General features: G+C 41.6%; 26 protein-coding genes and 1 pseudogene. All 27 read left to right on the forward strand.

Annotation, left to right across the window (positions count from 1 at the left end):
- Positions 1–65 (forward strand): annotated as a pseudogene (locus ACFINX_RS05100) (elongation factor Tu); the annotation flags it as partial.
- 61 nt (positions 66–126) lie between these two features.
- Entirely contained in the window at positions 127–435 is a 309-nt protein-coding gene (gene rpsJ, locus ACFINX_RS05105; protein ID WP_005773267.1) for a 30S ribosomal protein S10, read from the forward strand.
- Positions 436–462: 27 nt separating this feature from the next.
- Positions 463–1,200 (forward strand): 50S ribosomal protein L3, encoded by a 738-nt coding sequence (gene rplC / locus ACFINX_RS05110; RefSeq protein WP_273791404.1) that lies wholly within the window; start codon positions 463–465, stop codon positions 1,198–1,200.
- A 2-nt stretch (positions 1,201–1,202) separates the two neighbouring features.
- Positions 1,203–1,823 (forward strand): 50S ribosomal protein L4, encoded by a 621-nt coding sequence (gene rplD, locus ACFINX_RS05115; RefSeq protein ID WP_273791405.1) that lies wholly within the window; start codon positions 1,203–1,205, stop codon positions 1,821–1,823.
- On the forward strand, positions 1,820–2,113 hold the full coding sequence (locus ACFINX_RS05120) for a 50S ribosomal protein L23 (protein WP_273723987.1): 294 nt from the start codon (positions 1,820–1,822) through the stop codon (positions 2,111–2,113). The genes rplD and ACFINX_RS05120 overlap by 4 nt, the downstream gene beginning before the upstream one ends.
- Positions 2,114–2,133: 20 nt before the next feature.
- Positions 2,134–2,967 carry a 50S ribosomal protein L2 gene (gene rplB / locus ACFINX_RS05125; protein ID WP_375611474.1) on the forward strand — a complete coding sequence of 278 codons (834 nt, stop codon included), beginning with the start codon at positions 2,134–2,136 and terminating at the stop codon, positions 2,965–2,967.
- Positions 2,968–2,982: 15 nt separating this feature from the next.
- The gene (gene rpsS, locus ACFINX_RS05130) at positions 2,983–3,261 is read left to right on the forward strand and encodes a 30S ribosomal protein S19 (RefSeq protein ID WP_004855734.1); all 279 of its coding nucleotides are present in this window, start codon (positions 2,983–2,985) and stop codon (positions 3,259–3,261) included.
- Between the two features lie 2 nt (positions 3,262–3,263).
- Positions 3,264–3,653 (forward strand): 50S ribosomal protein L22, encoded by a 390-nt coding sequence (gene rplV, locus ACFINX_RS05135; protein WP_273791407.1) that lies wholly within the window; start codon positions 3,264–3,266, stop codon positions 3,651–3,653.
- Positions 3,653–4,363 carry a 30S ribosomal protein S3 gene (gene rpsC, locus ACFINX_RS05140; RefSeq protein WP_375668428.1) on the forward strand — a complete coding sequence of 237 codons (711 nt, stop codon included), beginning with the start codon at positions 3,653–3,655 and terminating at the stop codon, positions 4,361–4,363. Before rplV ends, rpsC begins: the two co-directional genes overlap by 1 nt.
- Positions 4,364–4,399: 36 nt before the next feature.
- Positions 4,400–4,813 carry a 50S ribosomal protein L16 gene (gene rplP, locus ACFINX_RS05145; protein WP_375611475.1) on the forward strand — a complete coding sequence of 138 codons (414 nt, stop codon included), beginning with the start codon at positions 4,400–4,402 and terminating at the stop codon, positions 4,811–4,813.
- Between the two features lie 12 nt (positions 4,814–4,825).
- Entirely contained in the window at positions 4,826–5,026 is a 201-nt protein-coding gene (gene rpmC / locus ACFINX_RS05150; RefSeq protein WP_375606714.1) for a 50S ribosomal protein L29, read from the forward strand.
- Between the two features lie 11 nt (positions 5,027–5,037).
- Positions 5,038–5,277: a 30S ribosomal protein S17 gene (gene rpsQ / locus ACFINX_RS05155; protein WP_012231991.1), complete on the forward strand. Its 240-nt coding sequence runs from the start codon at positions 5,038–5,040 to the stop codon at positions 5,275–5,277.
- A gap of 144 nt (positions 5,278–5,421) precedes the next feature.
- A complete protein-coding gene (rplN, locus tag ACFINX_RS05160; RefSeq protein WP_004855715.1) occupies positions 5,422–5,790 on the forward strand; it encodes a 50S ribosomal protein L14 in 369 nt (122 codons plus the stop codon).
- A gap of 12 nt (positions 5,791–5,802) precedes the next feature.
- Positions 5,803–6,117: a 50S ribosomal protein L24 gene (gene rplX, locus ACFINX_RS05165; protein ID WP_015856579.1), complete on the forward strand. Its 315-nt coding sequence runs from the start codon at positions 5,803–5,805 to the stop codon at positions 6,115–6,117.
- Positions 6,110–6,667, forward strand: a complete 558-nt coding sequence (rplE, locus tag ACFINX_RS05170) for a 50S ribosomal protein L5 (RefSeq protein ID WP_375613143.1) — start codon at positions 6,110–6,112, stop codon at positions 6,665–6,667. The genes rplX and rplE overlap by 8 nt, the downstream gene beginning before the upstream one ends.
- A gap of 24 nt (positions 6,668–6,691) precedes the next feature.
- Entirely contained in the window at positions 6,692–6,997 is a 306-nt protein-coding gene (gene rpsN / locus ACFINX_RS05175) for a 30S ribosomal protein S14 (protein ID WP_273791412.1), read from the forward strand.
- A 14-nt stretch (positions 6,998–7,011) separates the two neighbouring features.
- Positions 7,012–7,410, forward strand: coding sequence for a 30S ribosomal protein S8 (gene rpsH / locus ACFINX_RS05180; RefSeq protein ID WP_375613142.1), 399 nt, complete (start codon positions 7,012–7,014; stop codon positions 7,408–7,410).
- Between the two features lie 39 nt (positions 7,411–7,449).
- Entirely contained in the window at positions 7,450–7,983 is a 534-nt protein-coding gene (rplF, locus tag ACFINX_RS05185) for a 50S ribosomal protein L6 (protein ID WP_375621436.1), read from the forward strand.
- 12 nt (positions 7,984–7,995) lie between these two features.
- Positions 7,996–8,358 (forward strand): 50S ribosomal protein L18, encoded by a 363-nt coding sequence (gene rplR, locus ACFINX_RS05190; protein ID WP_375611480.1) that lies wholly within the window; start codon positions 7,996–7,998, stop codon positions 8,356–8,358.
- Positions 8,359–8,469: 111 nt separating this feature from the next.
- Positions 8,470–9,018 (forward strand): 30S ribosomal protein S5, encoded by a 549-nt coding sequence (gene rpsE / locus ACFINX_RS05195; protein ID WP_015856574.1) that lies wholly within the window; start codon positions 8,470–8,472, stop codon positions 9,016–9,018.
- Between the two features lie 31 nt (positions 9,019–9,049).
- Positions 9,050–9,256, forward strand: coding sequence for a 50S ribosomal protein L30 (gene rpmD, locus ACFINX_RS05200; RefSeq protein WP_375611481.1), 207 nt, complete (start codon positions 9,050–9,052; stop codon positions 9,254–9,256).
- A gap of 20 nt (positions 9,257–9,276) precedes the next feature.
- Complete coding sequence (gene rplO, locus ACFINX_RS05205) at positions 9,277–9,744, forward strand: 50S ribosomal protein L15 (protein WP_375613141.1); 468 nt, start codon at positions 9,277–9,279, stop codon at positions 9,742–9,744.
- A 161-nt stretch (positions 9,745–9,905) separates the two neighbouring features.
- Positions 9,906–11,252: a preprotein translocase subunit SecY gene (secY, locus tag ACFINX_RS05210; protein WP_375611483.1), complete on the forward strand. Its 1,347-nt coding sequence runs from the start codon at positions 9,906–9,908 to the stop codon at positions 11,250–11,252.
- The gene (locus tag ACFINX_RS05215) at positions 11,249–11,827 is read left to right on the forward strand and encodes an adenylate kinase (protein WP_375611484.1); all 579 of its coding nucleotides are present in this window, start codon (positions 11,249–11,251) and stop codon (positions 11,825–11,827) included. The genes secY and ACFINX_RS05215 overlap by 4 nt, the downstream gene beginning before the upstream one ends.
- A 181-nt stretch (positions 11,828–12,008) precedes the next feature.
- Positions 12,009–12,377, forward strand: coding sequence for a 30S ribosomal protein S13 (rpsM, locus tag ACFINX_RS05220; RefSeq protein ID WP_026500557.1), 369 nt, complete (start codon positions 12,009–12,011; stop codon positions 12,375–12,377).
- 114 nt (positions 12,378–12,491) lie between these two features.
- Positions 12,492–12,881 carry a 30S ribosomal protein S11 gene (gene rpsK, locus ACFINX_RS05225; protein ID WP_007347762.1) on the forward strand — a complete coding sequence of 130 codons (390 nt, stop codon included), beginning with the start codon at positions 12,492–12,494 and terminating at the stop codon, positions 12,879–12,881.
- Positions 12,882–12,975: 94 nt separating this feature from the next.
- The gene (locus ACFINX_RS05230) at positions 12,976–13,989 is read left to right on the forward strand and encodes a DNA-directed RNA polymerase subunit alpha (protein ID WP_375611485.1); all 1,014 of its coding nucleotides are present in this window, start codon (positions 12,976–12,978) and stop codon (positions 13,987–13,989) included.
- Positions 13,990–13,998: the final 9 nt, after the last annotated feature.

A 13,998-nucleotide genomic window follows, 5' to 3' on the forward strand; every position in this document is an offset into this window, starting at 1 on the left:
GTTTTGCTATTCGTGAAGGTGGTCGTACTGTTGGTGCCGGTATCGTCTCTAAGATCATTGAATAAATAATGCTTGTTGAGTGCTTTGATTATTGAAGGCACTTTGTATAACAGGGAAATAAAGAGCATGAACAGTCAGAATATTCGCATTCGCTTGAAAGCGTTTGATCATAGAATTCTTGATACGTCGACGCGTGAGATCGTATCGACTGCTAAACGTACCGGTGCAAATGTCCGTGGTCCCATTCCGCTTCCGACGCGGATTGAGAAGTTTACGGTCAATCGTGGACCGCATATCGATAAGAAAAGTCGTGAGCAGTTTGAGATGCGAACACATAAGCGTCTTCTTGACATTGTTGATCCAACGCCGCAAACAGTGGATGCGCTTATGAAGCTCGATCTTTCTGCTGGTGTGGATGTAGAAATTAAGCTCTGAGGTTTGAGGACAGAAGGAACAGACCCGATGCGTTCAGGTGTAATAGCACAGAAGCTGGGCATGACCCGTATTTATAATGATGCTGGTGAGCATGTGCCGGTGACGGTACTTCGTTTGGAGAATTGTCAAGTCGTTGCTCAGCGTACAGTTGAAAAGAATGGTTATACTGCTGTTCAATTAGGTGTAGGCTTTGCTAAGGTTAAGAATACTTCACAAGCTCTTCGTGGACATTTTGCTAAGGCTTCTGTTGAGCCTAAAGCCAAAATAGCAGAGTTTCGTGTGAGTCCCGACAATCTTCTTGATGTTGGTACTGAGATTACAGTGGAACATTTTGTTCCAGGACAAAGAGTTGATGTGACTGGTACCAGTATTGGTAAGGGGTTTGCTGGTGTTATGAAACGACATAACTTTGGTGGACATCGTGCTTCTCATGGTAATTCGATTACACATCGTGCTCATGGTTCTACAGGGCAGTGCCAAGATCCTGGTAAAGTTTTTAAAGGTAAAAAAATGGCTGGCCATATGGGGCAAGTGCGTGTAACAACACAGAATATTGAAGTTATTTCCACTGATAGTGAGCGTGGTTTAATTTTAGTGCGTGGTGCTGTTTCTGGTTCTAAAGGTTCTTGGATTTTGATACGGGATGCTGTGAAGAAGCGTCTTCCTGATAATGCTCCAAAGCCTGCTGGTATTCGCCGTCTTGTGAAGGAGAAAGCGGAAATGGTTACTCCGGTGACGGAAACCTCTGAGGTTGAGGGAGCCTAATAATGGATCTTGTAATTAAAACTCTTGATGGTAATGAAGCTGGCAAATTAAAGGTTTCTGAAGCTATTTTTGATCTTGTTCCGCGTGAGGATATTTTGCAACGTGTTGTTCGTTGGCAGCTTGCACGTCGTCAGCAGGGAAGTCATCAATCCCAAGGTCGTTCTGATGTGTCGCGAACAGGGGCAAAAATGTTTAAACAGAAAGGAACTGGGCGTGCTCGACATTCATCTGCACGTGCACCGCAGTTTAGGGGTGGGGGTAAGGCACATGGACCGGTGGTTCGTAGCCATGCGCATGATCTTCCTAAAAAGATTCGTGCTCTTGGGTTACGTCTTGCTTTATCTGCAAAATTAAAAGCAAAAGATTTAATTATTGTGGATGAGTTGACTGTTAAGGATGCTAAAACGAAAATGCTTGTTTCTCATTTTTCTAAGCTTGGATTTAATAACGCTCTCTTGATTGGTGGTAAAGAGATTGATATTAACTTTTTTCGTGCAGCCTCTAATATCCCTAATATTGACATTTTGCCTATTCAGGGAATTAATGTTTATGATATTTTGCGTCGCAGCAAACTTGTTTTATCAAAAGCAGCTGTTGAGGCTCTTGAGGAGCGTTTTAAATGACAGATCTTCGCCATTATGATATAATTATTAGTCCAGTTATTACTGAAAAGGCGACTATGATTTCTGAATATAATCAAGTTGCTTTTAATGTCGCGCCGAAAGCGACGAAGCCTGAGATTAAGGCTGCTATTGAAGCGCTTTTTAGCGTAAAAGTTAAAGCAGTTAACACGATAGTCCGTAAGGGTAAAGTGAAGCGTTTCAAAGGTATAGTTGGTCGGCAGAGTGATGTCAAAAAAGCGATCGTAACTCTGGCCAGTGGTCAGACTATCGACGTTTCGACAGGTCTTTAAGAGGCTCGGAGATAGGAATAATGGCACTTAAGCAGTTTAATCCAACGACACCTGGGCAGCGTCAGCTTGTTATTGTGGAACGTTCTTGTCTTTATAAGGGAAAACCTGTAAAGATGTTAACTGAAGGTTTGTCTTCAAAGGGTGGACGTAATAATCGCGGTCGTGTTACTGCTCGTTTTCAGGGTGGTGGACATAAACGTAGTTATCGGTTTGTCGACTTTAAGCGTCTTAAACGTGATGTTTCAGCAAAGGTTGAGCGTTTAGAATACGATCCTAATCGTACCGCTTTTATTGCTTTAATCCGCTATGAGGATGGGCAATTGAGTTATATTCTTGCACCACAGCGTCTTGGTGTTGGTGATTCTGTTATGGCTGGTTTAAATGTGGATGTTAAACCAGGTAATGCTATGCCTCTTGCTAATATGCCTGTAGGTACAATTATTCATAATGTTGAGATGAAGCCAGGGAAAGGCGGACAGATTGCACGTTCAGCAGGTGCTTATGCGCAGTTGGTTGGACGAGATCATGGTATGGCTATTCTTCGTTTAAATTCTGGTGAGCAGCGTTTGGTTCCGAGTAGCTGTTTTGCAACTGTTGGCGCTGTTTCAAATCCTGATCATGGGAATATTAATGATGGTAAGGCGGGGCGGTCACGTTGGCGTGGTAAACGTCCACATGTTCGTGGTGTTGCTATGAACCCCGTTGATCATCCACACGGTGGTGGTGAAGGTCGTACATCGGGGGGGCGCCATCCAGTTTCTCCCTGGGGTAAACCTACGAAAGGTAAGCGTACGCGCTCCAATAAAGCCACTGATAAATTTATTATGCGTACGCGTCATCAACGCAAGAAATGAGAAAGGTAGTCTGAGGTGGTTCGTTCAGTGTGGAAAGGTCCGTTTGTTGACGGCTATCTTCTTGGTAAAGCAGAGAAGGTACGTGCAAGTGGGCGCAACGAAGTTATAAAAATATGGAGTCGTCGCTCTACTATTTTACCGCAATTTGTTGGTTTAACTTTTGGTGTTTACAACGGTAATAAGCATATTCCTGTTTCTGTTTCTGAAGAGATGGTTGGGCATAAGTTTGGTGAGTTCGCTCCTACCCGGACTTATTATGGTCATGGTGCCGATAAGAAAGCGAAGAGGAAGTAGGAATGGGAAAAGCTAAAGTTTCGCGCCAGCTTAAAGATAATGAAGCAAGAGCTGTCACGCGGACAATTCGTGTTAGTCCGCAGAAGCTTAATTTAGTTGCTGCAATGATTCGTGGTAAAAGAGTTAATGTAGCGCTCGCTGATTTGATGTTTTCACGCAAGCGAATTGCTGCTACTGTGAAAAAAACGCTTGAATCAGCAATTGCAAATGCAGAAAATAACCACGATCTTGATATTGATTCGCTTGTTGTGGCGGAAGCTTATGTTGGTAAGTCGATAGTGATGAAGCGCTTTCATGTTCGTGGTCGAGGGCGTGCTAGTAGAATTGAACGTCCATTTTCGCATCTTACTGTTATTGTTCGTGAAGTTACCGAAAAAGTGGAGGCCGCGTAATGGGGCAGAAGATCAATCCAATAGGACTTCGTCTTGGTGTTAATCGGACTTGGGACTCTCGTTGGTATGCTGATAGTGGTGAATATGGGCGCCTTCTTCATGAAGATTTGAAAATTCGTTCATATGTGCTTGAGGAACTTAAACAGGCGGCTATTTCTAAGGTTGTTATTGAGCGTCCTCATAAAAAGTGTCGTATTACAATTCATTCTGCACGTCCTGGTTTGATTATTGGTAAAAAGGGTGCTGATATCGAAAAGCTTCGTCGTAAGCTCTCAGAAATGACGGATGCTGAAACTTCATTGAATATTGTGGAGATTCGTAAACCGGAGATTGATGCGACAATTATTGCGCAATCAATTGCTCAACAGTTAGAGCGTCGTGTTGCTTTTCGTCGTGCAATGAAGCGTGCTGTTCAGTCTGCTATGCGTCTTGGTGCGGAAGGTATTCGTATCAATTGTTCTGGCCGTCTTGGTGGTGCTGAAATTGCTCGTATGGAATGGTATCGTGAAGGTCGTGTTCCACTTCATACCTTGCGTTCTGATGTTGATTACGGTACAGCAGAAGCTAAGACCGCTTATGGTATTTGTGGTATTAAGGTTTGGGTCTTTAAGGGTGAGATTCTTGAGCATGATCCGATGGCTTCAGAACGTCGTGCTACGGAAGCTGATCAATCTGGTTCTTCATTGAATCGTCGCCGCGAAAATGCTTAGTTTTTGAGATTGAACTAAAATTTGGAGTAGAGAACAATGTTGCAGCCAAAGCGCACAAAGTTCCGTAAACAGTTCAAAGGCCGTATTCACGGTTTTGCGAAGGGTGGTACGGATTTGAATTTCGGTGCCTACGGTTTGAAGGCTGTTGAGCCGGAGCGGGTTACTGCTCGTCAAATTGAAGCGGCGCGTCGTGCGATTACACGTTATATGAAGCGTTCTGGTCGTGTGTGGATTCGCATTTTTCCAGATCTTCCGGTTACATCTAAACCGACTGAAGTTCGTATGGGTAAAGGTAAGGGAAGTGTTGATTATTGGGCTGCACGTGTTGCTCCTGGGCGCGTCATGTTTGAGCTTGATGGAGTTCCGGAGGATGTTGCACGTGAAGCACTAAGATTGGGTGCTGCAAAGTTGCCTATAAAAACGCGTTTCATCCAGCGTATTGCTGAATAATGAGGTTAAGCGATGAGAGCCACAGAATTACGGGCGCAAACGCTCGACCAAATGAAAGATGAATTGGCTAAGTTAAAGAAAGAGCAATTTAATTTGCGTTTTCAAAAAGCAACAGGTCAATTAGAAAAGACTGCGCGCGTTAGACAAGTTCGTCGTGATATTGCGCGTATTAAAACTTTTCTTCGTCAAAAGATAAGTGAAAGTAAGGTTTAAGGAAATAAGAGATGCCTAAACGCGTTTTGCAGGGTGTTGTTATTAGCGACAAAAGTGATAAGACTGTTGTTGTCAAAGTTGAACGCCGTTATTCTCATCCGCTTCTTAAGAAGACTGTTCGGCAGTCTAAAAATTATAAAGCGCATGACGAAAACAACCAATTCAAGATTGGGGATCAAGTTTCTATTCAAGAATCTAGACCAATTTCGAAAGATAAATGTTGGATTGTTGTAAAAGACAATGTAGCGTAATGAGTTAAGCTTATTGTTTTAGAATTTAACAGTGTGGTTATCATTGATAAATTTGAAGGCGATAACTTTATCGTTATTTGGCAGGCAAATCCGAGTGTGTAAAAGATACAATCGGGTATATGTGTTAAGAGAAGGTGGCCAGTCATGATTCAGATGCAAACAAACCTTGACGTTGCTGATAATTCTGGAGCGCGTCGTGTCATGTGCATCAAAGTGTTAGGCGGTTCAAAGCGGAAATATGCTTCGGTCGGTGACATTATTGTTGTTTCGGTTAAGGATGCAATTCCTCGTGGCCGTGTTAAAAAAGGTGATGTTATGAAAGCTGTTGTGGTTCGTACTGCTAAGGATATTCGTCGCGCAGATGGTAGTGTCATTCGTTTTGATAGTAATGCTGCGGTTTTAGTAGATAATAAAAAAGAGCCGATCGGTACTCGTATCTTTGGACCTGTTCCCCGTGAATTGCGTGGTAGGAATCATATGAAGATCATCTCGCTTGCTCCTGAAGTTCTGTAAGGAGTAAATGTTATGCAAAAGATTCGAAAAGGTGATAAAGTTGTTGTTTTGTCCGGTAAGGATAAAGGATGTAGTGGTGAAGTAATTAAGGTTAGTCCAAAAGAGAATAAGGCTTTTGTTCGTGGGATTAATATGATTAAACGTCATCAACGTCAAACGCAGAAGCAAGAAGCTGGAATTATTTCTAAAGAAGCTCCGATTCATCTGTCTAATTTGGCGATTGCTGATCCTAAAGATGGTAAGCCTACACGTGTAGGCTTTCGTATGAATGCAGATGGTAATAAAGTTCGTTTTGCCAAGCGTTCGGGAGAGTTGATTAATGGCTGAGGAAAGACAAATACCGCGTATGAAAGCGCATTATTTTGAAGTGATTCGTAAAGTGCTTCAAGAGAAGTTTAATTACAGAAATGTGATGCAAATTCCGCGGATTGATAAAGTTGTAATAAATATGGGGATAGGTGAAGCAACTGCTGATTCGAAGAAACCTTCCCTTGCCGCTGAGGATTTAGGGCTAATAACGGGTCAGAAGGCTGTTGTTACGCGTGCGCGTAATTCTATTGCGACCTTTAAGGTTCGTGAAGGAATGCCTCTTGGGGCTAAAGTTACATTGCGTAAAGATCGTATGTTTGAGTTTTTAGATCGTCTTGTGACGATTGCTCTTCCGCGGGTTCGTGACTTTCGTGGTTTAAATCCAAAGAGTTTTGATGGTCGTGGCAATTTTGCTATGGGTATTAAAGAACACATTGTGTTTCCAGAAATCAACTATGATAAAGTTGATCAAATTTGGGGTATGGATATTATCGTTTGTACGACAGCAAAAACGGATGATGAAGCTCGTGAGTTATTGCGTGCTTTTAATTTTCCTTTTCGTTCGTAACGGCAAACGTAGTGAGGTGAAATTATGGCCAAAGTAAGTGCCGTTGAAAAAAATAAGCGTCGTGAGGTGATGGTAAAGCGCTATGCTGCCCGTCGTGCACGTTTGAAAGCAATAGTTATGGATCAGAAGGTTTCTCTTGAAGAACGTTTTAAAGCTTCTGTTCAGTTGGCAGAGTTGCCGCGTAATTCTTCGAAAGTTCGTATTCGTAATCGCTGTGAGGTTTCAGGTCGTCCGAGGGCTTATTATCGTAAATTAAAAATGTCGCGAATTGCGTTGCGTGAGCTTGGCTCTATTGGCTATATTCCTGGTATTGTAAAGTCTAGTTGGTAAGAGGAGATTATTTAATGTCTATGTCAGATCCTCTTGGTGATATGCTAACACGTATTCGTAATGCACTTGGTCGTAAAAAAGGTAAAGTAGTTACTCCAGCTTCGAAGCTTCGTGCGCACGTTCTTGATGTTCTTCAGTCGGAAGGTTATATTCGCGGATATAATCGAATTGATTTAGGTGATGGGAAAGCTGAAATTGAAATCGAATTGAAGTATTTTGAAGGGCTGGCTGCTATTCGTGAGATTTCACGTGTATCAAAGCCAGGGCGTCGTGTGTATGTTTCTGCTAAGTCACTTCCTCAGGTGGCAAATGGCCTTGGTATTTCGATTTTATCGACTCCTAAAGGCGTCATGGCAGATCATGAGGCGCGTGAACAGAATGTTGGTGGAGAACTCCTTTGTCGTGTTTTCTAAGTTATGTCAAGAAAACGGAAGAAAAAGTAGGTTAGAACAATGTCTCGTATTGGAAAGAAACCCATTTCAATTCCTTCTGGAGTTACTGCTACTGTTGAAGGACAGCTGGTTAAGGCAAAAGGTCCAAAAGGTGAGCTGAGTTACGTCGTCAATGATGAAGTCTTAGTCAAACTTGAGGAGAATATCATATCAGTTATGCCGCGGGATCAGTCAAAAGATGCGCGTTCTAAATGGGGTATGTCGCGCTCAATGATTGAGAACATTTTTTGTGGTGTGAAAGATGGTTTTGAAAAGAGGTTGGAGATTAATGGGGTTGGTTATCGTGCTGCTTTGCAGGGTAAAGATGTTCAACTATCTCTGGGCTTTTCGCATGATGTGGTTTATAAAGTTCCGTCGGGTGTTACTGTGACTGTTCCTAAGCCAACGGAAATTGTTGTTTCTGGAATTGATAAACAGCAAGTTGGACAAGTTGCAGCGGAGATTCGTGAGTATCGTAAGCCTGAGCCTTATAAAGGTAAAGGTGTTAAGCATGCAGATGAACGTATCTTCCGTAAAGAAGGTAAAAAGAAATAAGGATTTTGTATTATGGTTTCATCTAAGGACATTATCCAACGTCGTGCAAGGCGCGTTCGTCGTAGAATTAAAATGGTTTCTCATGATCGTCCTCGGCTTAGTGTTTATCGTTCAAATCAGAACATTTATGCTCAAGTTATCGATGATTTGCGGGGATGTACACTTGTTTCAGCCTCTACCCTTGAAAGTGATTTGAAAAAATCGTTAAAGAGTGGTGCTGATAAAAAGGCGGCCTTTGCTGTTGGTAAGTTAATTGCTGAGCGTGCGAAGAAAGCGGGTGTTAATGAGGTGGTTTTTGATCGTGGAGCGTATGTGTACCATGGTCGCGTCAAGGCTTTAGCTGAAGCTGCTCGTGAAGGTGGTTTGAGTTTCTAAAATTTCTTATTTATGAATGAGTAAGGAGAGTTTAGAGTATTTCGTTTAAGTTCTTCCAGTTTGATGAGGGACTTTGTTATCGTGCTTCCGGAAAAGAAAAAGGAATGAGGAATGGCACAAAAAGAACGTGGTGAGAGAGAAGAACGCGATAATGAATTTGTCGATAGGCTCGTTCATATCAATCGTGTTGCTAAAGTTGTAAAGGGTGGTCGGCGTTTTGGTTTTGCTGCTCTTGTTGTCGTTGGAGATCAAAAAGGCCGTGTGGGTTTTGGACATGGTAAAGCCCGTGAAGTTCCAGAAGCCGTTCGTAAAGCAACGGAATCTGCAAAACGTGGGATGATTTATGTTCCGCTTCGGTCTGGGCGTACATTGCATCATGATCTTGAAGGTCGTCACGGAGCTGGGCGTGTTTTGCTACGTTCGGCTTCTGCTGGTACTGGTATTATTGCTGGGGGACCGATGCGTGCTATTTTTGAAGCTCTTGGTATGCAGGATGTCGTTGCAAAATCACTAGGGTCGTCGAATCCTTATAACATGGTTCGTGCAACATTTGATGCATTGAAACATCAAATGCATCCTAGAGATATTGCTGCTCAACGTGGTATAAAGTATTCGACTTTGCAGGCGCGTCGTCGCCATTTAGTCGACCTAGAAGGGTAGTTTCTGAGATTATCAGAAAAGGAATTAGGAAATGGTTCAGAAAAAATCTCAGAGTGGTAAAACTGTGACGGTGGAACAAATTGGAAGCCCTATTCGAAACTCACAGATTCAGCGTGCAACCTTAAAGGGGCTTGGACTAAATAAAATGCGTCGTCGGCGCGTTTTAGATGATACACTTTGTGTGCGGGGTATGATTGCTCGGGTTCGGCATCTTGTTCGCGTTATAGATGAAGGTTAAGGGTTGCGGGAGTATTAGATATGAAACTCAATGAACTGCGTGATTGCGAAGGCGCAACAAAAAATCGTAAGCGTGTTGGGCGTGGTATTGGTTCCGGTACGGGTAAGACTGGTGGACGTGGTGTAAAAGGGCAAAAGTCACGTTCTGGTGTTTCCCTTAATGGTTTTGAAGGTGGGCAAATGCCTATCTATCGTCGTTTGCCAAAACGTGGATTTAGGAATTTCTTTGCTAAAACCTACAATGAAGTTTCACTGGGACGTATTCAGTTGGCAGTTGATGCAGGTAAGTTGAATATTGAAAAGCCTGTTGATATGGTTTCTTTGAAAGAGGCTGGTATTATTCGTCGTGAAAAAGATGGGGTTCGTCTTCTTTCTGATGGTGATTTGAAGGCTAAGATTACCTTTCATGTTTCTGGTGCTTCACAAGCTGCTCGTGTTAAGATTGAAAAAGTGGGTGGCCAGGTTATTCTTCCTGATATTGCTCGATAATTTTTTGATATGAATAGAGACCTAAAGAAGAATAATATCTGTTTTGTGGGATCTTTTGTGGAGAATTGTTTAAGTTCTGCATTTGTTTGTGTATGCATATATGAATTTTAGGATTATACTTCTGTGATTTGAAGAACTGGAGTGTAAAGTGGAGACGTTTTATGGCATCAGCAGCAGAGCAATTTGCTTCCAATATAAATTTCGGCACCTTTTCGCGTGCAACTGAATTAAAGAAACGCATCTGGTTTACTCTGTTGGCGCTTCTTGTATATCGTTTTGGCACTTACATCTCTCTTCCAGGTATCAATATCGATGCTTTGCGGCAAACATTTGAACATCACGCGTCGGGTGTATTAGGACTCTTTAATATGTTTGCTGGAGGTGCCGTTGGGCGTATGGCTATTTTTGCGCTGGGTATCATGCCTTATATATCGGCATCTATTATTGTGCAATTGTTAACATCTATTATTCCTTCTTTGGAAACTCTTAAAAAAGAAGGGGATTTAGGTCGTAAGATTATCAATCAATATACGCGTTATGTAACAGTCGTATTGGCAATTCTACAAGCTTTTGGTATTGCGGTTGCGCTTGAAAGCGGTATAGGGTCGGGGCTTCAAATTGTTTTAGAACCAGGTCTTATGTTTCGTATTTCTTCTGTTATTACGCTTGTTGGCGGAACGATGTTTCTTATGTGGCTTGGCGAGCAAATTACGTCACGTGGTATTGGTAATGGGGTTTCTCTTATCATTTTTACAGGGATTGTAGCCAACTTTCCTTCTACTTTTGCTCAGCTTTTGACAGCTCATAGTCAGGCTGATTTATCAACTTTTCTTTTAATAGGAATCGTTCTTATTGCTGTTTTGGTTATTGGGCTTATTGTTTTTATAGAGCGTGCGCAACGGCGAATTCTTATCCAATACCCGAAACGTCAGGTCGGTAATCAAATGTTTCAAGGAGATATGTCGCATCTTCCTTTAAAGTTGAATACTGCTGGTGTTATTCCACCTATTTTTGCTTCATCTTTATTATTATTACCTGCCACTATTAATAATTTTTCTGATAAAATGCCACAATGGGTTCAGGAGATTTCTTATGCTCTTGGTCATGGACAGCCACTTTATATGATTGTTTATGCATTTTTAATGGCGTTTTTTTGCTTTTTTTATACAGCTATTGTGTTTAATCCAAGTGATACTGCAGATCAGTTGAAAAAACATTCTGGTTTTATTCCAGGGATTCGTCCAGGTGAGCGTACAGCTGAATATATTGATTACGTTTTGACGCGTATTACTGTTGTGGGCGCTATTTATATTATCTTGGTTTGTTTGTTACCTGAATTTATGATATCTGCATTACAGGTTCCTTTTTATCTTGGGGGAACATCCTTGTTGATTGTTGTTACTGTTACACTTGATACGGTTGCTCAAATTCAGGGGCATCTTGTTGCCCACCAATATGAAGGGTTGATAAAAAAATCAAAACTTCGTGGAGGTAGAAGGAATCGATGAGAGTTATTCTTTTAGGTCCTCCTGGAGCGGGAAAAGGTACGCAAGCAAAAATGTTGACTGAGGAATATAACATTCCTCATTTATCAACAGGGGATATGTTGCGTGAGGTGATTGCCAAAGAAACGGAGATTGGTAAAAAAGCTAAAGCTATTATAAGTTCTGGTGCTTTGGTACCTGATAGTATTGTTAATCAAATCGTATCAGATCGGATTGATGAAGCTGATTGTGTAAACGGTTTTGTTTTGGATGGATATCCGCGAACTGTGGGGCAAGCAGAAGCGTTGCAACAGATACTGGATTCAAAAAATATGCGGCTTAATGCTGTTATTGAATTGTGTGTTGATGAAGACGTGTTGATTGAACGTATGAAGAAGCGCGTTGAGGAAACAATAGCGACTGGTGGACAGGTTCGTTTAGATGACAATCCTGTTGCTTTTGCAAAAAGATTAGTAGAATATCGTGAAAAAACAGCTCCCTTATCAAAATTTTATTCAGAGAGGGGAATGTTGAAGGTTATTGATGGAATGATTGGTGTTTCTGAAGTGACACGTATGATTAGAGGTTTTTTTTCATGAGATTTTTTTTTAGAAATAAATGAAAAGAGTTGACTTTTGAGATGAAATCTATCAGAAGTGAATTTAATTTATTTTAGTGAAATAATAGGATTCGGAAGAATTTTTTTCTGAGTCTATTTTTTTCTGTAAGGTATATCAGGTATTTTATAACAATTTGTCAAAATAACTAAGGAGAGTAGGCGTGGCTCGTATTGCTGGCGTCAATATCCCGACAAATAAGCGTGTAATTATTGCGCTTCAATATATCCACGGGATTGGACCAAAATTTGCTCAAGAAATTATTGAAAGAGTTGGCATTCCTTTGGGGCGTCGTGTGCATGAGCTTTCAGATGCTGAGGTGCTGCAGATTCGTGAGGCAATAGATCAGGGGTATCAAGTTGAAGGTGATCTTCGTCGTGAGGTTGCTATGAATGTTAAGCGTTTGATGGATCTTGGTTGTTATCGAGGATTGCGTCATCGCCGGTCTTTGCCTGTCCGAGGACAGCGTACACATACGAATGCCCGTACACGTAAAGGTCCGGCTAAGGCAATCGCCGGTAAGAAGAAATAAGGGCCTTTGTGGAAGGTTTTTTATATATTCTTTTTCTTGTTTGATTTTTTTGACAAGGAAAAAAGGTGGAGCTGCTGATGTTACGGCAGTGATGAGATCGTTGAAAGGGAAATTATGGCCAAGGAAGCCACACGTGTTCGTCGTCGCGAACGTAAAAATATTTCATCGGGTGTTGTGCATATTAATTCAACATTTAATAACACAATGATTACTATTACTGATGCTCAGGGTAATGCAATTGCTTGGTCATCTGCGGGAGCTCAGGGGTTTAAAGGTGCGCGTAAATCGACACCTTTTGCTGCTCAAGTTGCTGCGGAGGATTGTGCAAGAAAAGCGCAAGAGCATGGTATGCGTTCTTTGGAAGTTGAAGTTTGTGGACCTGGATCAGGGCGTGAATCTGCTTTACGTGCATTGCAATCTGTTGGTTTTGTCATTACTTCTATTCGCGATGTAACACCAATTCCTCATAATGGATGTCGTCCGCGGAAAAGGCGGCGTGTTTAATTGGGTGTTGTTTTTTGTTGTCGGAGATTTCTCTGATGTTCACATTGGTCGTTACGATTGAATGGTAACGGAACTAAAGAACGGGAATAAAAATATGATCCAGAAAAACTGGCAGGAACTTATTAAACCCAATAAGGTTGAATCATGTGCACATGATAATCCAAATATTATAAGTGTGATTGCTGAACCTCTTGAGCGTGGTTTTGGTTTAACGTTAGGAAATGCGCTTCGTCGCGTTTTGTTATCTTCGCTTCGTGGTGCTGCTATTACTGCTGTGCAGATTGACGGTGTCTTGCATGAATTTTCATCGATTCCAGGTGTGCGTGAGGATGTTACGGATATTATTCTGAATATAAAAGAAATTGCGCTTCGTATGGAAGAAGAAGGGCCTAAACGTGTCGTCGTTTATAAAGAGGGGCCTGGTGTCGTGAAAGCGGGAGATATCAGTACAGTTGGGGATATGGAAATTCTAAATCCAGATCATGTTATTTGTACTCTTGATGAAGAAGCTGAAATTCGTATGGAATTTATTGTCAACACAGGAAAGGGGTATGTTCCATCTGATCGTAATTGTGTTGATGATGCACGTATAGGGCTTATTCCAATTGATAGTCTTTATTCACCTATCCGTAAGGTATCTTATAAAGTAGAAAATACACGCGAAGGTCAAGTTCTCGATTATGATAAATTAACGCTCACGATTGAAACAAACGGTGCTGTTAATGGTGAGGATGCTGTTGCTTTTGCAGCACGCATTCTTCAGGATCAATTATCGTTATTTATTAACTTTGAAGAGCCACAGAAGGAGCCTGTTGAAGAGGCTGATTCTGAGCTTTCTTTTAATCCTGCTCTTCTCAAAAAAGTGGATGAATTAGAACTTTCAGTTCGTTCGGCAAATTGTCTTAAGAATGATAATATTGTCTATATTGGTGATCTGATTCAGAAAACAGAATCTGAAATGCTTCGGACACCGAACTTTGGTCGCAAGTCGTTGAATGAGATTAAAGAAGTTTTGGCGTGTATGGGTTTACATCTTGGGATGGAGATTCCTGCGTGGCCGCCTGAAAACATTGATGATCTTGCAAAACGTTATGAAGATCAATATTAAAATTAGAAT

Origin of the sequence: Bartonella sp. AP36NXGY (assembly GCF_042195865.1) — a bacterium.
Lineage (GTDB): Bacteria > Pseudomonadota > Alphaproteobacteria > Rhizobiales > Rhizobiaceae > Bartonella.